17 protein-coding genes and 1 tRNA gene are annotated in these 18,246 nt (G+C 60.2%); 9 read left to right on the top strand and 9 right to left on the bottom strand.

The genetic code is table 11. From position 1 onward, the window contains the following. Positions 1 to 20 precede the first annotated feature (20 nt). Entirely contained in the window at positions 21 to 587 is a 567-nt protein-coding gene (locus ACQY1L_RS13105; protein ID WP_430243956.1) for an EF-hand domain-containing protein, read from the bottom strand. 267 nt (positions 588 to 854) lie between these two features. Next, entirely contained in the window at positions 855 to 1,568 is a 714-nt protein-coding gene (locus ACQY1L_RS13100) for a pyrimidine 5'-nucleotidase (RefSeq protein WP_184654148.1), read from the bottom strand. 106 nt (positions 1,569 to 1,674) lie between these two features. Here ACQY1L_RS13100 and ACQY1L_RS13095 point away from each other — a divergent pair, with 106 nt between their 5' ends. Continuing rightward, complete coding sequence (locus ACQY1L_RS13095) at positions 1,675 to 2,577, top strand: DMT family transporter (protein WP_192078175.1); 903 nt, start codon at positions 1,675 to 1,677, stop codon at positions 2,575 to 2,577. A gap of 21 nt (positions 2,578 to 2,598) precedes the next feature. Here ACQY1L_RS13095 and argB read toward each other — a convergent pair whose 3' ends face one another. Further along, positions 2,599 to 3,486, bottom strand: a complete 888-nt coding sequence (gene argB, locus ACQY1L_RS13090; RefSeq protein WP_062578904.1) for an acetylglutamate kinase — start codon at positions 3,484 to 3,486, stop codon at positions 2,599 to 2,601. A 142-nt stretch (positions 3,487 to 3,628) separates the two neighbouring features. Here argB and ACQY1L_RS13085 point away from each other — a divergent pair, with 142 nt between their 5' ends. From ACQY1L_RS13085 to ACQY1L_RS13075, 3 genes are all read left to right on the top strand, one after another. Then, positions 3,629 to 4,168 carry a sigma-70 family RNA polymerase sigma factor gene (locus tag ACQY1L_RS13085; RefSeq protein WP_062454914.1) on the top strand — a complete coding sequence of 180 codons (540 nt, stop codon included), beginning with the start codon at positions 3,629 to 3,631 and terminating at the stop codon, positions 4,166 to 4,168. After that, positions 4,165 to 4,905 (top strand): anti-sigma factor, encoded by a 741-nt coding sequence (locus ACQY1L_RS13080; RefSeq protein WP_430241105.1) that lies wholly within the window; start codon positions 4,165 to 4,167, stop codon positions 4,903 to 4,905. The genes ACQY1L_RS13085 and ACQY1L_RS13080 overlap by 4 nt, the downstream gene beginning before the upstream one ends. Positions 4,906 to 5,075: 170 nt before the next feature. Then, positions 5,076 to 5,633, top strand: a complete 558-nt coding sequence (locus ACQY1L_RS13075) for a fasciclin domain-containing protein (protein WP_062453974.1) — start codon at positions 5,076 to 5,078, stop codon at positions 5,631 to 5,633. 82 nt (positions 5,634 to 5,715) lie between these two features. Here ACQY1L_RS13075 and yihA read toward each other — a convergent pair whose 3' ends face one another. The 5 genes from yihA to rpmH all read right to left on the bottom strand — a co-directional run bounded on the left by yihA (position 5,716) and on the right by rpmH (position 9,938). Then, positions 5,716 to 6,369 carry a ribosome biogenesis GTP-binding protein YihA/YsxC gene (gene yihA / locus ACQY1L_RS13070; RefSeq protein WP_062453973.1) on the bottom strand — a complete coding sequence of 218 codons (654 nt, stop codon included), beginning with the start codon at positions 6,367 to 6,369 and terminating at the stop codon, positions 5,716 to 5,718. A 58-nt stretch (positions 6,370 to 6,427) separates the two neighbouring features. Further along, a complete protein-coding gene (locus tag ACQY1L_RS13065) occupies positions 6,428 to 7,384 on the bottom strand; it encodes a DMT family transporter (RefSeq protein WP_430241101.1) in 957 nt (318 codons plus the stop codon). Positions 7,385 to 7,577: 193 nt separating this feature from the next. Next, positions 7,578 to 9,386, bottom strand: a complete 1,809-nt coding sequence (gene yidC, locus ACQY1L_RS13060) for a membrane protein insertase YidC (RefSeq protein WP_062453972.1) — start codon at positions 9,384 to 9,386, stop codon at positions 7,578 to 7,580. Then, positions 9,386 to 9,778, bottom strand: coding sequence for a ribonuclease P protein component (gene rnpA / locus ACQY1L_RS13055; protein ID WP_062453971.1), 393 nt, complete (start codon positions 9,776 to 9,778; stop codon positions 9,386 to 9,388). Before rnpA ends, yidC begins: the two co-directional genes overlap by 1 nt. A 25-nt stretch (positions 9,779 to 9,803) precedes the next feature. Further along, positions 9,804 to 9,938 carry a 50S ribosomal protein L34 gene (rpmH, locus tag ACQY1L_RS13050; protein ID WP_062578914.1) on the bottom strand — a complete coding sequence of 45 codons (135 nt, stop codon included), beginning with the start codon at positions 9,936 to 9,938 and terminating at the stop codon, positions 9,804 to 9,806. A gap of 484 nt (positions 9,939 to 10,422) precedes the next feature. On the opposite strand from rpmH, the gene ACQY1L_RS13045 reads away from it, so the two are divergent. The 5 genes from ACQY1L_RS13045 to ACQY1L_RS13025 all read left to right on the top strand — a co-directional run bounded on the left by ACQY1L_RS13045 (position 10,423) and on the right by ACQY1L_RS13025 (position 17,146). After that, positions 10,423 to 12,459: a methyl-accepting chemotaxis protein gene (locus ACQY1L_RS13045; RefSeq protein WP_430241099.1), complete on the top strand. Its 2,037-nt coding sequence runs from the start codon at positions 10,423 to 10,425 to the stop codon at positions 12,457 to 12,459. 218 nt (positions 12,460 to 12,677) lie between these two features. After that, complete coding sequence (locus ACQY1L_RS13040) at positions 12,678 to 14,186, top strand: sensor histidine kinase (RefSeq protein ID WP_113109678.1); 1,509 nt, start codon at positions 12,678 to 12,680, stop codon at positions 14,184 to 14,186. Positions 14,187 to 14,322: 136 nt separating this feature from the next. After that, a tRNA-Arg gene (locus tag ACQY1L_RS13035) sits at positions 14,323 to 14,399 on the top strand. Between the two features lie 113 nt (positions 14,400 to 14,512). After that, positions 14,513 to 16,042, top strand: a complete 1,530-nt coding sequence (locus ACQY1L_RS13030; RefSeq protein ID WP_430241098.1) for a glycosyltransferase family 39 protein — start codon at positions 14,513 to 14,515, stop codon at positions 16,040 to 16,042. A 66-nt stretch (positions 16,043 to 16,108) separates the two neighbouring features. Next, complete coding sequence (locus tag ACQY1L_RS13025; RefSeq protein ID WP_430241096.1) at positions 16,109 to 17,146, top strand: 4-hydroxyproline epimerase; 1,038 nt, start codon at positions 16,109 to 16,111, stop codon at positions 17,144 to 17,146. A gap of 39 nt (positions 17,147 to 17,185) precedes the next feature. Here ACQY1L_RS13025 and ACQY1L_RS13020 read toward each other — a convergent pair whose 3' ends face one another. Continuing rightward, complete coding sequence (locus tag ACQY1L_RS13020; protein ID WP_082471820.1) at positions 17,186 to 18,112, bottom strand: tetratricopeptide repeat protein; 927 nt, start codon at positions 18,110 to 18,112, stop codon at positions 17,186 to 17,188. Between the last annotated feature and the right edge of the window lie 134 nt (positions 18,113 to 18,246).

Genomic DNA, 18,246 nt, shown 5'->3' with positions numbered 1-18,246 from the left:
TAGTTCAGGGGGGCGTAGAACTAGAGGGGGCGGTCCGGCAGGTCGTCGATCGTGATTTGTCCGTCGTTGTTCGTGTCCATGCGGGCGAACAGCTTTTCGGTGGCGGCTGCGGCCTCTTCCTTGCTGATCTTGCGATCGCGGTTTTCGTCGATCATGCGGAACATGGCAGGACCCATCATGCCGCCGTCTGGTCCACCCCTTGGACCGCGGTCCCTGCGAGCTTCCCGGCGCTCATGCCGGTCGTGGTGGCGGTCACGGGCCTGTTCGCGGTCGGCACGTGGTCCGTCAGCCTTGGGGGCCTCAGCCTTAGGGCCTTCACCCTCGGGTCCTTCTGCAATCGGGCCGTCTGCATCCGGGCCTTCGTCCTCAGCCTCTTCAGGCGTCGGCGGCGGGTTGTTCTTGCGGAACTCGGCCATCTTGTTGTCACGGAAATCAACCATTTCACCGCGAGTGATGGACCCGTCCTTGTTGAGGTCGATCTCGGCGAAAAGCGCTTCCTGGCGAGCGGTCAGCTCTTCCTTGGAAATCTTGCCGTCCTTGTTCGTATCCGCCTGCTTGAGAAGGCGAACGAACATTACATCCTGCATAATCGCAGCGCGTGGACCGCCATGCGGGCCGCCGTCAGGGCCTCCGCGTCGACCTTCATGGTGGCGTGGTCCGTCAGGGCCTGGTGCAGCGAAGGCGGGGATGGCTGCGCCAGCGATAAGAGCAGCGCTCAGGCTTGCCAAAACTATCTTCTTCGCGATCATCGAGTGGTCCTTTCCGGTTGCTTCGATAGCCTGAAGATAGGATCGGCAACTGGTCAAAACCACTTAAACATCTGTAATGTAGATGAACTTTTGGTAAGGCGCGGCCTACGCGAATTTGAGGCCTGACAGGAATGCGGTGAGATCGTCGGTGACGTAATCGATGTGATCGTCCTCGTCGGAAAACTTTTCCCAGCGCTCAATGACGACAGTATCGAGGTTGCGCGGCACCAGCAGCACCGTGCGCATGCCGAGCGCTTTCGGCGCGACGAGGTTGCGGGGCAAGTCCTCGAACATCACGGCATTCTTCGTATCGACCGTGTGGAGGGCCGCAAACTTATCGTAGGTCTCGCCGGCGGGCTTGGGCAGGTAACCGGCGGCGACGATATCGAAGATGTCGTCGAAATCGTCGAGAATGCCGAGAGCGCGGGCAGCCGCCTGCGCATGCGGCACGCTGCCATTGGTAAAGATGAACTTGCGGCCGGGAAGCGCCCGGATTGCCGCGCCCAGTTCCGGATGCGGCAACAGCGCCGAGTAGTCGATCGCATGCGCCTGTTCGAGAAACCCGTCCGGATCGATACCGTGGTTCAGCATCAGGCCCTGCAGCGTCGTGCCATGCTCGTGATAATACTGCTTCTGCAGCCGCTTGGCCTCGTCATGCTCCAGTTGCAGCAATTCCTGCACATAGGCCGTCATGTTCTTGTCGATCTGCGAAAACAGATTGACGTGATGCGGGTAGAGCGTGTTGTCGAGATCGAAAACCCAGTCACGGATATTTGCGAAATCGGCGGCGTCGGGGGCAGTCTTCGGCGTCTTGTCCATAGCCGTGTTATGCCAGCGTTTGAACGGGAAGAAAATCCGCCCCTACGAACATTTACACGCCGCGCCGACCTTGGCCGGTCGTGACCCTGCGTGATACCGCCTTGGGATGGAACTTTGGATCCCCATCACCATCGCTGCCGCTTTTTGTCAGAATTTGCGGTCAGCGCTTCAGAAGCATCTGCAAGGCTCGCTCGGAACCCGCGGCGCAAGCTTCGTGCGCTTCGGCTACGGATTTCCGCTCGCCGTCATCTACGTGCTCGTTCTGCATTTCGGTGTGGGCTATGCATTGCCCAGCCCGGATCTTGAGTTCGTCTTCTGGGTCGTGCTCGGCGGGCTTGCGCAGATATTCGCGACCATGCTTCTGGTCTATCTGTTTTCGCTAAGGAATTTCGCGGTCGGCACCGCCTATTCGAAGACCGAGCCGGTGCAGGCGGCGATTTTCGGCTTTATCATTCTGGGCGACAAACTGACCACCGGCGGCATAGTGGCGATCATCGTCGGGGTGATCGGGGTGATGCTGATCTCGATGGCCAATCTACCGCTCTCGTGGCGCAATCTCGGCACCGCCATGGTCGGCAGGATCGCGCTGATCGGCATGGCCTCGGGCGGCCTCTTCGCCATCGCCTCGATTTCCTTCCGCTCCGCGTCGCTGTCGCTCAACGGACCCAATTCGATCATGCAGGCCGCCGTCACGCTGACATGCGTCACGATATTCCAGACCGTTTTCATGCTGATCTGGATGCTGTGGAAGGACAAGCGAGAGATTGTCCAGGTCGTGCGCACCTGGCGCTCCTCGGCGCTGGTCGGGCTCGCTGGCGTTGTCGGCTCCGCCTGCTGGTTCACGGCGATGACGCTGCAGCAGGTGGCCTATGTGAAGGCGCTCGGCCAGATCGAGCTGATCTTCACCTTCGCCTCGTCCTATTTCCTGTTCCACGAACGGCTGAACCGCATGGAACTGTCGGGCTGCCTGCTGATCGTCTGCGGCATTCTCGGCCTTCTGATGTCCTGAGGGCCGAGCTCTTGCTGCTGATCAGGGAACGATCAGCGTGCCCGCACCGTGTTCGGTGAAGATCTCGAGCAGCACCGAATGCGCGGTCTTGCCGTTCAGGATGACGACGCCCTGAACGCCTGCGCGGATCGCCTCGATGCAGGTTTCGACCTTGGGGATCATGCCGCCGGAAATCGTGCCATCCTTGATCAGCGCCTGTGCCTGCGCGACGGTCAGTTCCTTGATCAGGTTCTTGTCGCGGTCGAGCACGCCTGGAACGTCGGTGAGGAACAAGAGGCGGGTGGCATGCAGCGCGCCGGCAATGGCGCCCGCAAACGTGTCGGCATTGATGTTGTAGGTCGCGCCGTCGCGGCCGGGTGCGACCGGGGCGATCACCGGGATCATCTCGGATTTGGCAAGCAGGTCGAGCAGCGTCCGGTCAACTTCGACAACCTCGCCGACGAAGCCGAGGTCGAGCACGCGCTCGATGTGGCTATCAGGGTCGATGATGGTCTTCTTGGCCTTTTCGGCAAACACCATGTTGCCGTCCTTACCGCAGAGCCCGATCGCCCATTCGCCGGTCTGGTTGATCAGCGCGACGATTTCCTTGTTGATCGATCCGGCCAGGACCATCTCGACGATCTCGACCGTCTTTGCGTCGGTGACGCGAAGCCCGCCCTCGAATTTCGATTCGATGCCCATCTTGGTCAGCATCGCGCCGATCTGCGGGCCGCCGCCATGAACGACGATCGGGTTGACGCCGGACTGCTTGAGAAGGGCGATATCGGCCGCGAAAGCCTTGCCCAGAGCCATATCGCCCATCGCATGGCCGCCGTATTTCACGACGATCGTCTTGTTCTCGTAGCGCTGCATATAGGGCAGCGCCTGTGCCAGAAGTTGTGCCTGAAGTTCGCTTTCCGAAGCCGTCATGGAAATACCTCTGGGGAAATGTGTGGGGCCTTTTAACGCATGTTTTTGACAGATCAAATAATTCATGAGCAAAATTACGGTCAGGCGTGTATGTGGCGGCGATGCGTTGCGTCTTGTGCCGCACGGGGAGGCTTTGGTTTTGGTGAGTGATCGCGAGATTGCCGAATTGATCGGCCGCGTAGGTTTGCGCGACCGGACGGCATTCACAAAGCTTTATTCCGGCGTTTCGCCGAAACTATTCGCAGTCTGCCTGCGTATCCTGAAGGATAGGGCCGAATCAGAAGATGCCCTGCAGGAGATTTTCGTGCGGATATGGCAGAGAGCCGATCGGTTTGCCCCTTCGGGAACAAGCGCAGCCGGTTGGCTCGTCGCAATCGCCCGAAACCATTCGATCGACCGCCTTCGCGCCCGCCGGCCCGTGACGGACGCTCTGGAAGACAGGACGGATATCGCCGACCTCGGTCCTGATCCGGAGGAGGCGTCGGTGATGCGCGGTGAAGGAAGGCGCATTGACAGCTGCATGCAGGAGCTCGATCCTGACCGCGCAGGTGCCGTCAAAAGCGCCTATGTGGAGGGACTGACCTATCAGGAACTGGCGGAACGCCATGGCGTGCCGCTGAATACGATGCGAACCTGGCTGAGGCGCAGCCTTCTCAAGCTGAGGGAGTGCCTGGACCGATGACGACACCAGACCAAAGCGAAAACGATCGCTCCCGCGACCAGCTTCTGGCTGGCGAATATGTGCTCGGCGTCCTGCCGCTTGACCAGCGCCGCCGCGTCGAGGATCGCATCGTCCGCGATGCGGCCTTTGCCGCCATGGTGATGCGCTGGCAGGAAAACCTCTCTTCCGACCTCGATGCGGAATACGGCGATGAACGCCCGCCGAAAGGCATCTACGCAAAGATCGAAAAGCGCATCTTCTCCCAGAACGGTTTCGGAAGCGAGATGGCGCGCGGCGGATGGTGGAACTCGCTGCTTCTGTGGCGCGGCCTGTCGTTCGCGTCCGTTGCCCTTTTGGTGACCTATGTGTCGCTGTCATCAGGCTGGATCGGCGGACCTGTGGGCGGCTCTGCACCGGGCAAGCAACTGGTCGCGGAACTGAGCGGCGAAGGCAATGCATTCGGCCTGCGGGCCCGTTATGACGGTGCCAGCGGTCGCTTGCAGCTGACGCCCGTTGCCGCAACGACGGCGGAACGCCGCTCGCTCGAACTGTGGCTTGTCCCCGGCAGCGGTGAAGAGGCAATCTCGCTCGGTATCCTGCCGGAAAGCGGCAGCGACACGATCGAAGTGCCGGCCGGGCATCGCAAGCGTGTCGAGAACGGCGCGTCCTTCGCCGTCAGCCTTGAACCATTGGGCGGCTCGCCGACCGGTCACCGGACCGGGCCGGTTCTCGCCGTCGGAAAGATCCGGGATCTCTAATTAAGGGATGCTAAATCAAAGGCATAGCGGATTTCTGTCTTCGCGTCGCCAGCCTTTGAAACTCTTCCCGCTTTCCTCTCGTCTCTAGCCATGTCCCCACAGAGGGAAAGCCGGACCTGGGAGGCGCCTTCAGCGCCGGGGTCGTTCAGGCTGTAGAGAGGAAGAGAACAATGTTTAAATCCGCAATCCGCCTTGCCGCATGCGCCGCAATCCTGTCCGCCTCCGTTGCCGGCGCCTACGCCGCAAACCCGAAGGTCGGTGGCGCTGCCATGTATGAAGACAAGAACATCGTCGAGAATGCCATGAACTCCAAGGATCACACGACGCTGGTCGCCGCCGTGAAGGCTGCGGGCCTCGTCGAGACCCTGCAGGGCAAAGGTCCGTTCACCGTGTTCGCGCCCACCAACGAAGCCTTCGCTGCGCTGCCGAAGGGCACTGTCGAAACCCTGCTGAAGCCGGAAAACAAGGCGCAGCTGACCAAGATCCTTACCTGCCACGTGGTGGCCGCGAACGCCATGTCGACGGCGATCGAAAAGATGATCAAGGACGACAAGGGGACGCATGACGTCAAGACCGTCGGCGGCTGCGTTCTGAAGGCCAAGGAAAGCATGGGCAAGATCACGCTCACCGACGAAACCGGTGGTGTGGCCACTGTGACGATCGCCGACGTCAAGCAGTCGAACGGCGTCATTCACGTCATCGACAAGGTTCTGCTGCCGAAGATGTAACGGCTGGCCTAAACAGGTCAAAGCCTCGGATAGAGATCCGGTCGCCTGTCACAGGCGGCCGGATTTTTGCGTTTCGGGAGATTTACCGGCCGATGGTCTTCATGATCTCAGCGCGCAGCTCGTCCAGGCCGCGGCCTTTTTCAGACGATGTCGACAGCACTTCCGGATAGGCAGCGGGCCGCTTGCGGATCTTTTCTAGCGTCTCGGCAATCAGCCTCGGAACCGCAGGATCCTTGATCTTGTCCGTCTTGGTCAAGACGATCTGATAGGACACGGCGGCCTTGTCGAGCAGGTCGAGCACGTCCTCGTCGTTCTTCTTGATGCCGTGGCGGCTGTCGATCAGCACATAGACGCGCTGCAGCGTGGCGCGGCCCCGCAGGTAATCGAACACAAGCTTCGTCCAGGCATCGACGTTTTCTTTCGGCGCCTGCGCATAGCCGTAGCCGGGCATGTCAACCAGCGCCATCGGCGGCAGGTCGCCTGCCTGGCCGGAATAGCCGTCGGGCACGAAATAGTTCAGTTCCTGTGTGCGGCCCGGCGTGTTGGATGTGCGCGCCAGCCCCTTGTAGCCCACGAGCGCATTGATCAGCGAGGACTTGCCGACATTCGAGCGTCCGGCAAACGCGATCTCAAGCGGTCCTTCCGGCGGCAGAAACTCCATCGAGGGCACGCCGCGGATAAAGATCCACGCGCGGCCGAACAGCGTCTTTTCCTCGGAATTATGGTCTGCGGCCATGGTCTCGTCGTCCTGTCTTCAATTCAAGGACATCGCTTCCGGGTTTTAGCCCCATATGTCAAGCGTCCGACCGGTTCTGTCTCTTCTGGCGACGAAACTCGAATGTCAGATGGGTGATGAGCGCCGCAAGGATCAGCACCCCGCCCGCGATTGTGCGCGGTGCCGGGATCTCGCCATGGATCACGGCGACCCAGACGGGCCCGAGAACGGTTTCACCAGTGCCGAGCAGGGCAGCCAGCGCTGAGGGGATAAGCCGCGCACCGGTGACGAACAGTGCCATGCCGAGCCCGAGATTGAGCGCACCGAAGATGAAGAGAATACCGAGTTCGCCCGGGGTGACCGCGAGGTTCGAAGACATCGTCAGCGCGATCATGCCGGCTGCAAAGCATCCGAAGCAGGTGGCGGGTGTCATCCGCACATGCGGGTAACGGCGGGTGATGACGGTCGCCAGCGCAAACACCAGCGGAATGATCAGCGCCAGACCGTCTCCGAGCGGCGAGACCTTTCCGGTAAACGAGGACGATACCATGATGCCGACACCGACGATCACGGTGCCGATCGCAAGCCAGGTAACGCCCGATATGCGCTCGCCGTAAAACAGCCAGACCATCAGCGCCGCAAACAGCGGCACACCGGCACCGAGCAGCACCACATTGGCGACGGTCGTATACTGGATCGATATGATGAAGCAGGTGGACGCCACCATGAAGCAGAGGCCGACCGAAAGGCCCGGCCAGCCCATGCTGCGAAACAGTGCCACCGTGCCGCGCGGTCCGTCGCGCAGCAGCATGAAGGCGAGCAGAAACAGGGTGCCGAACAGGCTGCGCCAGAACACGATCGTCCAGCTGTCGGGAATATCGAGAAAGCGGGCGATCGCACCGCCGAAACTCCAGGCAAAAGCAGAGCCGAAGACGAGCAGGGCGCCGATACGGTATTCCGAGCCGGGAAGGCTCGCGGGGATCGTGCCGGCCAAGGGTGGACCCGGTGGGGTGGGCGGCGGGAAGGGCGCGGGCATGGGACTGCTCCGGTTGCTGGAGCAATTCCAGCGTCAGCATGTTCTACTCTGCTTGCGGAACTTGCCTCGGGCAACCTAGCGCCGGCCCAAAGGCGGGACTGATCCACCCACGCCAGCCAATGTCGCTTTCCGCTCGCTAGGCTCTCAATCGGCCAAAGAAAAACCCCGGCGAACCGGGGTTTCTGAAGAATAGCTATTTGGACGCCGCGGGCTTTCGTTTGAACAGCCCCTTCATGTTGTCGAACAGCTCGATCTTGGCGCCGTGGCGCTTCATGATCAGGGCCTGCTGCGACACCGAAAGCGTGTTGTTCCATGCCCAGTAGATCACGAGACCGGCCGGGAAGGACGCCAGCATGTAGGTGAAGACCAACGGCATCCAGGTAAAGATCATCGCCTGTGTCGGATCCGGCGGCGTCGGGTTCATGCGCATCTGGATGAACATCGTGATGCCCATGATGATAGGCCAGACGCCGATCATCAAGAAATGCGGGACGTCGTAAGGCAGAAGACCGAACAGATTGAACAGCGATGTCGGGTCCGGCGCGGAAAGGTCCTGGATCCAGCCGAAGAACGGCGCATGCCGCATTTCGATGGTGGTATAGATCACCTTGTAGAGCGCAAAGAAGACAGGGATCTGCAGCACCACCGGCCAGCAACCGGCGATCGGGTTGATCTTTTCTTCCTTGTAGAGCGCCATCATCGCCTGCTGAAGGGCCATGCGGTCATCACCGTGCTTGGCCTTCAGCTCTTCCATCCGCGGCTGCATGCGCTTCATGTTGGCCATGGAGGCATACTGCTTGCTCGCCAGCGGGAAGAAGAGCAGCTTGACGACGACGGTTGTCAAAAGGATTGCCACGCCGAAATTGCCCACGTGACGGAAGAAGAAGTCCATCAGTTTGAACATTGGCTTGGTGATGAAGTAGAACCAGCCCCAGTCGATCACCAGATCGAAATGCGGGATCTTGAGCTGCTCGACATACTGGTCGATCAGCGGAACTTCCTTGGCGCCGGCAAACACGAGGCTCTTCAGCTCTGTCGACTGGCCGGGAGCGATCGAAAGCGCGTCGCCCTTGTAATCCGCCTGGTAACGCGGCTGGCCGTCGGTGAAATGCGTGAAGCGGGATTCGAACGGCATCGCCTGTGGCGGCACGATCGTCGAGGCCCAGTATTTGTCGGTAATGCCGAGCCAGCCGCCGGTCGCCTTCGTGTTGGCGACAGCCTCTTCCTCGATATTGTGATAGGTATGTTCGCTGAGGCTGCCGTCGGCACCGAGAACGCCGATGAAGCCTTCGTGGATGACCCAGACGGACGGCGTTGCCGGCTTGTTGTAACGGGTCACGCGGCCATAGGAGGAGATCGAAACCGGCTCTTGGGTCGGGTTGTCGATCTTGTCGTTGACCGTGATCATGTAGTGTTCGTCGATCGCGATGGTGCGGTTGAATACGATGCCCTTGTCGTTCGTGAACGACAGCGTCACCGGAGTTTCGCGCGTCAGCCGGTCGCCGCCAGCAAGCGTCCACCGCGTGCCGGAACCGGGTACGGTGCCGCTGGTGTCACTGCCGATGTAACCAAGCTCGGTGAAATAGCCGTCTCTGGTATCGGCCGGGGAGAATAGCGTGATGATCGGGCTCTTGTCGTCGACCGTCTCATGATATTCGCGAAGCTTCAGATCGTCGAAGCGAGCGCCGACCAGGTTGATGGAGCCCGAGACGGCCGCGGTCTCGATCGCAACGCGCGGAGACTTTGCAAGCGCCTCTTCGCGGGTAGCCGTCGCCTGCGCCTGGTTTGCGCCAGGAAGGTTGCCGGTCGAGGTTGCAGCGCCCGGGCTTTCCGGCGTGAAGTTCTGTCCGGCCTGCTCGGTGGTCTGCTGCTGCTGCGCAAGCCGTGCTTCGTCGGCGCGCTGCTGAGCTTCCATCCTCGGGTTCATATAGAGGAACTGCCAGGCAAGGACGATCATCACAGAAAGTGCGATCGCGATGAAGTAATTGCGGTTTTTTTCCATCATGCTTTCCTGGAAAGGGTCTCCTCGGACCGCTTCGATTTCGGCAGGCTTTCGATGCGCTCGATGAGCTGTGCCGTCATGTCTGCAAACGGGGTCTTGAGGACCTCCCTCCGCGCGACAATGACATAGTCGTGTCCGTTCTTCATTGCAAATGCGGCTGAGTGCCGAACCGCCTCTTTCAGGCGGCGGCGCATGCGGTTTCGTTCAACCGCGTTGCCGTGCTTCTTGGTAACAGTAAATCCGACCCGCGGCGCTTCGTCCGGCTGATGTCGATCAAGGACTTCCAGAAGGAAAGTCCGGCCGCGTCGGGTTTCACCCTTTCGCACGGCAAGGAACTGCGGCCGGCTTTTCAGCCGCCCGGCAGTCTTCTTGTTCGTAGGTTCGGTCGTCATCGCCCGCTATCCGGGCATCCCGGCGTTAAGCCGAGAGACGAGCGCGGCCACGTGAGCGGCGAGCGGCAAGAACCTTCTGGCCACCCTTGGTTGCCATACGGGCGCGGAAGCCGTGACGACGCTTGCGGACAAGCTTGGACGGCTGGTAGGTACGCTTCATTTTTTTAATACCGCGGTGTGCGGCCCTTCTTGAAGTTTGCTTCGTTAAAAGCAAGAGCGTTTAGTAAACGTTCGGGCGCCGGCCGCAATGCGACTTTGAGCCTTGTGAACGTGCGCGGCTTATAAGGGGAAGAGGCGCGAAAAGTCAATCGCAGCACCGCGATTGCGCTCGGTTCCGGGCAAGTGTCTGACGAAGCTGGCTGGATTCTGGATGTCGCGTTAACGCTTGTGTCCCAACGCGCTTTCCATGTCCTGTAAGCCTGACGGATGAAAACCGTGCTTTTCCGGAGTACACCCCATGTATTTTCGTGGATTTGGGAGACTTCAGTCAGTTGCGAGGCAGCGCTAGACTAGGCAGGCGCTCACTAATTGAGCTTTTGATCATCAACAAATGTTAATCTCTCAGTGCTATTTCTCGCACCATCAAGATGTAGGGGTTTAGGGCCCTCCGCATTTTTTAATTTGTCGCTTCGGGGGAATGCATTGTGAATATAAGAGCCAAGATCAACATGCTCGTTGGTGTGATGAGCGTTGTAACCTGTGTCATCGGTGGCATATCGCTCTTCGCAGTCCAGAAATACAATCAGCAGACCAGAGACTATGCTGCTGTTGCGCAGCGCGTGTACCAGGGTGAGCATCTTAACCGCATGGTGACGGCCGTTGTTATGGATGCGCGGGGCGTCTATGCAGCCAAGGACGCAGCAAGCGCCAAGCCGTTCGGCGATGGTATCATGAAATCGCTTGCCGAAATCGAGAAGCTCCTCGCCGCTTGGGGGCCGACCGTCCCGGCGGAGGAGAAGGAAATCTTCGACAAGCTCGTCGCGCGCTTCCAGGAATTTAAGGCCTTCCGCTCCGAGACTGCGCGTCTGGGCCAAGCCGAAGGGCCACAGGCCGCCAACGTTCAGGGCAATAACGACGCCAATCGCGCCAACCGCAAGGCTTACCAGGAGCAGATCGACGCAATCGTCAAGATCGACCAGGCGGCGATGGACAAGCTCAGCGCCGAAATCGACGGCTTTGGCGACATGATCTTCTACAGCGTGCTCGGCGCTACCCTGCTGGGTGTGATGGGTGGTCTGGCATTCGGAATTTCGCTCGGTCGCAAGCAGATAAGCCAGCCAATTCTCGAGCTCACGTCTTCGATGAAGCGCCTGGCCACCGGCGACTACGCTGCAGCTGTGCCCTTTGCCGGCCGTGCCGACGAGATCGGAGACATGGCCGAGGCTGTCGGCGTGTTCAAGAAGAACGGCCTCGAGGTGGCGCGGATGAGCGGTGCCGAAGCAGAGATGCGATCGAAGAACGATGATCTTCAGGCGCGCATGGCCAACGTCGTCGGCGCAGCGGTCGAAGGTGATTTTTCGCGGCGCATAGACAAGCAGTGGGGCGATGAAAACCTCGACCGGTTCGCACGCAATGTCGATCAGCTTGTCTCAAGTGTCGATGCAGGCGTGGCGGAAACGCGCCGTGTCATCGGCAGCTTGGCGGAAGGCAAGTTCGACGACAGCATGGCCGGCCATTTCAAGGGCGCCTTTGCCGAACTGCAGCAGAACGTCAATGCGACGATGGACACGCTGCGTGGCACCATGCGCAACATCCGTGCCGGAACCGGCGCGATGAACGACGGAGCATCCGAACTCAGCTCCGCCGTCAACGATCTCTCCAAGCGCACCGAGCAGCAGGCAGCAGCTCTGGAAGAAACCTCGGCGGCACTCGACGAGATCACAGCTGTCGTGAAGACCTCGACAGAGCGCGCCACCGAGGCGACCGTGATGGTGAGCGAAGCCAAGACCAGTGCCGTGCAGTCCGGTGAGGTGGTGCGCAGCGCCGTCGACGCCATGGGCCGTATCGAGCAGGCATCGCGCGAGATTGCCCAGATTACCAACGTCATCGACGAGATCGCCTTCCAGACCAACCTCCTGGCGCTCAACGCCGGTGTCGAGGCAGCTCGTGCGGGCGAAGCCGGCAAGGGATTTGCCGTCGTCGCACAGGAAGTGCGCGAACTGGCGCAGCGGTCTGCCAGTGCGGCCAAGGATATCAAGGCGCTGATCGGCAAGTCCGGTGACGAAGTAGCGGCCGGCGTGCGTCTCGTCCAGAACACCGGCCATGCCCTGTCCGACATTGAATCCCGCGTCATCAGCATCAACGATCACATCAACTCGATCGCCGTTGCATCGCGCGAGCAGGCGACCGGCTTGGCGGAGATCAACAGCGCCATCAACCAGATGGATCAGGTGACGCAGCAAAATGCCGCGATGGTGGAAGAAACATCCGCCGCGACCTCAAGGCTTTCCGGTGAAGCGGACAATCTTTTCGCACTCGTATCCAAGTTCCGGATCGACGGAGAAGCGTCGGGTCATCGTGGGCTCGTCGCAGTCGCTTCCGGTTCTGCCACTGCAAGAACACCGGCGCCCCGCGTGTCCCCAGTCAAGACCATGACCAAATCGATCGCCCGCGCCTTTGGCGGCGGATCCGCCGCTGCGGCAGCGGCGCCGTCGGCAAGCGCGGACTGGGAAGAGTTCTGAGCCGAACCAACCGTGCAAGCGAACAGGGGCCCAGGTGGTATCGTCCATCCGGGCCCTTTGTTTTTGTCGGTTCTGTCGTGCTTCAATCTAGCTCAGGAAACGCTCCAAGGCCGACTTCCGGTTGGGGGGTGGAAAAAATGCGCCAGAAAGCTAGAATATGCAGATGATTGCAGCCACCACCGAACGGCTGGACAGGCGAGATAACGATGACGAGCCACATGGATGATGCGGCCGAAACTCCAAAGCAGGAGCAATCGGCGCAGACCGGAACAGCCTCCAGGGCGTCTGCCGAGCAGATGCCGCAGCTTTTCCGTGGGCTCTCCGGTCGTCTTCTCTGGCTGACGATCGTTTTCGTGATGCTGGCCGAAATCCTGATCTTCATGCCGTCTGTTGCCGGCATGCGGATGAACTGGCTGCGTGACCGGCTGGATACTGCCGCTGCGGCCGGGATTGTCATCGACGGACTTCAGCCGGCGGAACTGCCCCGCGCCGTGCAGGACGACACGCTTCTTGCCACAGGAACCAAGGTGATTGCGCTGCGCAAGGACGGGACCTCGCGCCTGCTGGCAGCAGTCGATGTGCCGCCGCAGATCGACGAGCAGTATGATCTGACCGATACGCCGCTTCTGGTGACGATGCGCGACGCGCTGGACACGCTGTTTTTGGGCGGCGGACGCGTCATGCGCATCTACGGCCCGATCGGCGAAAGTGACATGATCATCGAACTGGTAATGACCGACGATGCTCTGCGCAAGGATATGCTCAAATACGCGAAGATGATGTTTCTCCTGTCACTCCTGATTTCGATCATCACGGCAGTTCTTATCTTCCTCGCCATCAACCGCATGATGATCCTGCCGATCCGCCGCCTGACGAAAAGCATGCAGAAATTTTCCGAGCAGCCGGAAGATCCTGCGCGTGTGTTTACTGCCGACCGGTCTCGTGGCGAGCTCGCCGTCGCCGGCCGGCATTTGTCGGCCATGCAGACGGAGCTGCAGCGGACGCTGAAACAACAGCGCAACCTGGCCGATCTCGGTCTCGCCGTCTCCAAGATCAACCACGACATGCGCAACATCCTTGCGTCAGCGCAGCTGATGTCGGACCGCCTGACCGATGTCGAAGATCCGATGGTGCGCAGCTTCGCACCAAAACTGTTGCGCACGATCGACCGCGCCGTCGGCTACACGACCGAAGTGCTGGCTTACGGGCAGGCCTCTGAAGCCGCGCCGAAGCGGCGCAGGATTCTGCTCGCCGAACTTTTCCAGGAAGTGCGCGACATCCTTGCCATTGATCCTGATGCCGGCATCGAATTTCACGATCAGATCGCCGTCGATCTCGAGGTCGATTGCGACAGCGAACAGATTTTCCGGGTGATCCACAACCTCTGCCGCAACGCGCTGCAGGCGCTGGTGACGTTCGAGCCGGACGACAAGTCGATTGCGCGCCGCATCACGGTCTCAGCCCACAGGGTCGGCAGCGTCGTCAGCATCATGATCGACGACACCGGCCCCGGCATGCCCCGCAAGGCCCGCGAGAACCTGTTCTCGGCCTTCCGCGGTTCGGCCCGGTCCGGCGGCACCGGTCTTGGCTTGGTGATCGCACGCGAGCTTGTCCTTGCCCATGGCGGCACGATTGCGCTGGTGGAAAAGCCGACCGAGGGTACTCAGTTCCGCATCGAAATTCCCGACCGTCCCGTATCGCTGGACGACTACCGCGCCCGCGCCTGATCGCAAAATCACGCAAATTCAGGGGCTTGCGAACTATTTGACATGAAAATGACAGCCGCTGACCGAAAATCGCTTGCAATCCTTTGCCGCAGCATTTAGAGGATCGCCACGCAAGCAAAACACACTGCTTGCAGACGCACCCGTAGCTCAGCTGGATAGAGCACCAGACTACGAATCTGGGGGTCAGGAGTTCGAATCTCTTCGGGTGCGCCATTCTCTTCTTCCCAAAAATGTTCTCTCAACTCTCGGTCCGCCGGCAATCATTTTTGTTGATTTGTCGATAGGGGATATGCGACCTGCTGTTCCGTCAATTCGGAGCGAGAACCATGCAGAACGCAAACATGCTGTCATCGAGAGATGGTGGCTCCGGCGCTAGTGGGGGCATCTCCGGCTTTCTTTCCGGCGGTGTGAAGCCGGTCGCGGTGTTGTTCGGCATCTACTTCATACTCAGCATCGCCATTCGCGTGTCGCTTCCCAATTCGTTGACGCTCGACGAGGCTGAGCAGTCGCTCAACTCGCAGTTCTGGCTGCTCGGCTACGGACCGCAGCCGCCTTTCTACAACTGGGTACAGAACCTGTTCGTTGGCGCGCTCGACATCTCGCTGCTGTCGCTGGCGCTGCCCCGGTTCGGAATGCTGTTCCTGGTCTATCTGTTCATGGGCCTTGCCGCGCGGGAACTGCAGGTCAGCCGCAGCTTTGCCGGCCTTGCCATGCTCAGCCTGACGCTGCTGCCGCAGGTCTCCTTCATGCCGCAGCAGGACCTCACGCACACGATCGCGCTTCTGATGGCGACCTCCCTGTTTTTCTACGGTCTTTGCCGCACGCTGGTGCGTCCTGACTGGCAGGGATATGCGATCATCGGCGTTGCGATCGGGATCGGTACGATCTCGAAGTACAATTTCGTCATCCTTCCGGCCGCGACGATCGTGGCGGTTGCGCTCGATCGGGACTGGCGCCCGCGTCTTCTTGATCCGCGCATGCTGCTCGCCGCCGTCATCTGCATTGCCATCGTCCTGCCGCACGCGGTCTGGCTTCTCGGCAATCTCGATCTCGCAACGCGTGGCACGCTCGGCAAAATGGTCGAGTCGGATGCGCCGCAGGGTATTTTCCGCGTCACCAAGGCGCTCGGATCGCTCCTCGTCGCCTGCCTCGCCTTCGGCGCACTGGCTGTCGTCGTGCTGGCACTTGCATTCAAGTCGTCGGTCAAACGGGCGGTCAGGGCAGGGGATCGCTGGACCACGCTGTTTGGCCGCATCATGCTGTTCTCGCTGGTCGGCGTGGTTGCGGTCGTCCTCGTGGCTGGAACGACACGGATCACCGAGCGCTGGCTCGACCCTTATCTGCTGGCATTGCCGCTATATCTGCTGCTGAAATTCGATCGCGCCGGGGCCGACCTTGGTTTGGGTTTCAAACGGCTGGTCCCCGTGTTTCTGGTGATCATGGTGGTCGTGCTGGTACCGGGGCCGGCAAAGGTTCTGACGGCAGGCCTGCTTGGACCTCCGGGCCGTATCAATATGCCGTTTGCTGACCTGGCAAAGCAGATCCGCACAGAGGATCGCCCGGCAACCATCCTGGCACTCGGGATGCATCTTTCCGGCAATATCCGCATGCAGTTTCCCGATGTACCGGTGTTCGACATCGACAGTGCATCGGGCAAGCGCGCGATGCGGGATCTCGCGCCGCCGGTCCTCGTGATCGAGGCGGATGGAGACGGTGCCGTTGTCGAGCCGAAACTCGATGCGGCAATGCTGGAAAGCGCGACCGGTCTTTCCGCCACCGATTTCCGGACAAGGCTCGTTCCGTATCATCGCGCGCCGGACCGAAACATGGGCTTCCGGTACCTCTGGCTTCGCTGAGGCCGGTTTCAAAGAGATCAGGCCGGTGAGATCCGGCAAAAGGTTCAAGCGCGTCAGGGGCGAAACATGAGATGGAAACGCACGATCCAGTTACTGGATGTCCATGCCGAAGGTGAGATCGGACGGGTCGCAATCGGTGGTGTCCCCAAAATCCCGGGCGATACGGTCGCAGCCCAGCTTGCCTGGTTGAATTCCGATCCCAAGGGTCACGAACTGCGCCGCTTCCTCTGCCTGGAACCGCGTGGCGCCCCGATCGGTTCCGTCAACCTGCTGCTGCCGGCGAAGCATCCGGATGCGGATGCAGCCTTTGTGATTCTCCAGCCGGATCAGGCGCATGCCAGTTCCGGGTCCAACTCCATCTGCGCCACCACCGCGCTTCTGGAAGCTGGTATCGTTGAGATGAAGGAGCCCGAGACGATCGTGACGCTGGAAACGGCTGCGGGCCTCGTCAGGGCCGTTGCTACCTGCCGCGACGGACGATGCGAGAAGGTGAAGCTCACCATGGTGCCGTCCTTCGTCCATCAGCTTGATGTGACGATCAGCACACCGCAATGGGGAGATGTCACGCTCGACCTGTCATACGGCGGCATCTTCTATGCATTGGTTGATGTCGACCAGATCGGCCTGAAGATCGAGAAGGGCAATGCCGCGGAACTGGTCAAGGCCGGCATGATCCTGAAGGATCTGGTCAACCGGCAGGTCGAGGTCGTACACCCTGAAATTCCCGAAATTTACGGCGTTGCTTATGTGATGTTTCGCGATACGGAAGCGGATGGCACGGTCAGAACCTGCACGACGATGTGGCCGGGCCGGGCAGACAGGTCGCCCTGCGGCACCGGCAACTCGGCCAATCTCGCAACGCTTCACGCGCGCGGCAGGGCAAAGGTCGGAGACAGCTTCATCTCGCGCTCCATCATCGGCACTCAGTTCGAAGTGGGATTGGCTGCCGAAACGACGGTTGCCGGTAAAACTGCGATCATCCCGACGATAGCGGGACGCGGGTTCACATTTGGTCTGCACCAGATCGCGCTTGATCCGTTCGACCCACTGGCCGATGGTTTCGCGATGACGGATGTCTGGGGTCCGTCAGCCGGAGAGATCTAAGCGTAGGCCGTTGGCGAGCCTTGCGTCGTCTCGACGGTCTTAGATATCTCTGCCGTTCTTGGCAGGAGTCTCAATGTCGCCCTGCTTCAGAACCAGCGTGTTCATACCCTCGTTCATGTCCTGCTTCGGCTGAGCTGGGATCATGCCGAGTTCCTGGAATTCCATGACCTTCTGTGCGCCGAACAGGTCGCCCTTCTCGGCAGCCTTGCGATAGAGGTCGACCGCCTTCTGCGCATCGGCCGTAATGCCCTCGCCGCTTTCGTACATCAGGCCGAGGTTGATCATCGCATCGGTATTGCCGCGCTGTGCAGCCAGATCGTACCAGGCGATCGCCGTCTGATCGTCGGCCGGCAACATCGTGCCTTCGTCATAAATCGCGCCGATGTTGAACGCAGCGGTATCGTCGCCTTCAGCAGCTGCCTTTTCAAACCAGGTGAGCGCCTTGGTGACGTCGACCTGAGTTCCCAGGCCATCGCGATAGGCGACGCCAAGATTGTAGGCTGCGAGCCGGTTACCGCCGTTTGCAGCTTCTGTATAGAGACGGAATTCCTGCTGCTCGTCACCCAGGCGGCCCATCAGCATGCCGAAGTTAACCTTGGCTGCAGGGTAGTTTGCTTCGGCAGCTACATTATAAGCCGTCATCGCCTGATCGGCCTGTTCGGAATTGTTGAGTGCGCGGCCCAGCTGATAGGCGAAACGCGGGTTGCCGGTCGCCTCGTAAGCGGTGCGGCACGCATCAACGGCCTTAACGTCGATGTTTGCGATATCGACCGGAGCAAATGAACCATTGCGCTGCTCGTCGAACGGGCTGCCGGCAAGCTGGTCGCACTCGGTCTGAAGAGCTACAGTCACGAGGAGGTTGGAACGCTCTTGGGCACTCAGGGAAACCGTCAATGCACAGAAAGCTGCGGCAGCGCCTGCTGCAATTGCCAATCCCCTGTTGACTTTCGAATTAAGGGATTTCATCTTCTCGCTCCGGCTGGTAGAACTGTTCGATTGGTGGACGAACGCCGGAAATGCAGACTGGTTCCTGCCGATCTTAAGCTTTCATTGATAAATGGTATCCAGCCTGTGCACATTTGCGTGTAATCGGGGCGTGT

This window comes from Neorhizobium sp. DAR64862/K0K3 (assembly GCF_050500185.1).
Lineage (GTDB): Bacteria > Pseudomonadota > Alphaproteobacteria > Rhizobiales > Rhizobiaceae > Neorhizobium > Neorhizobium soli.
This window is presented reverse-complemented; position numbering and strand designations above follow the sequence as displayed.

Bases quoted from the DNA above. Each gene is read 5' to 3' on its own strand.
- ACQY1L_RS13105 (WP_430243956.1), bottom strand. From the start codon at position 587: ATGCAGGATGTAATGTTCGTTCGCCTTCTCAAGCAGGCGGATACGAAC.
- ACQY1L_RS13100 (WP_184654148.1), bottom strand. From the start codon at position 1,568: ATGGACAAGACGCCGAAGACTGCCCCCGACGCCGCCGATTTCGCAAAT.
- ACQY1L_RS13095 (WP_192078175.1), top strand. From the start codon at position 1,675: ATGGAACTTTGGATCCCCATCACCATCGCTGCCGCTTTTTGTCAGAAT.
- argB (WP_062578904.1), bottom strand. From the start codon at position 3,486: ATGACGGCTTCGGAAAGCGAACTTCAGGCACAACTTCTGGCACAGGCG.
- ACQY1L_RS13080 (WP_430241105.1), top strand. From the start codon at position 4,165: ATGACGACACCAGACCAAAGCGAAAACGATCGCTCCCGCGACCAGCTT.
- ACQY1L_RS13075 (WP_062453974.1), top strand. From the start codon at position 5,076: ATGTTTAAATCCGCAATCCGCCTTGCCGCATGCGCCGCAATCCTGTCC.
- yihA (WP_062453973.1), bottom strand. From the start codon at position 6,369: ATGGCCGCAGACCATAATTCCGAGGAAAAGACGCTGTTCGGCCGCGCG.
- ACQY1L_RS13065 (WP_430241101.1), bottom strand. From the start codon at position 7,384: ATGCCCGCGCCCTTCCCGCCGCCCACCCCACCGGGTCCACCCTTGGCC.
- yidC (WP_062453972.1), bottom strand. From the start codon at position 9,386: ATGGAAAAAAACCGCAATTACTTCATCGCGATCGCACTTTCTGTGATG.
- rnpA (WP_062453971.1), bottom strand. From the start codon at position 9,778: ATGACGACCGAACCTACGAACAAGAAGACTGCCGGGCGGCTGAAAAGC.
- rpmH (WP_062578914.1), bottom strand. From the start codon at position 9,938: ATGAAGCGTACCTACCAGCCGTCCAAGCTTGTCCGCAAGCGTCGTCAC.
- ACQY1L_RS13040 (WP_113109678.1), top strand. From the start codon at position 12,678: ATGGATGATGCGGCCGAAACTCCAAAGCAGGAGCAATCGGCGCAGACC.
- ACQY1L_RS13030 (WP_430241098.1), top strand. From the start codon at position 14,513: ATGCAGAACGCAAACATGCTGTCATCGAGAGATGGTGGCTCCGGCGCT.
- ACQY1L_RS13025 (WP_430241096.1), top strand. From the start codon at position 16,109: ATGAGATGGAAACGCACGATCCAGTTACTGGATGTCCATGCCGAAGGT.
- ACQY1L_RS13020 (WP_082471820.1), bottom strand. From the start codon at position 18,112: ATGAAATCCCTTAATTCGAAAGTCAACAGGGGATTGGCAATTGCAGCA.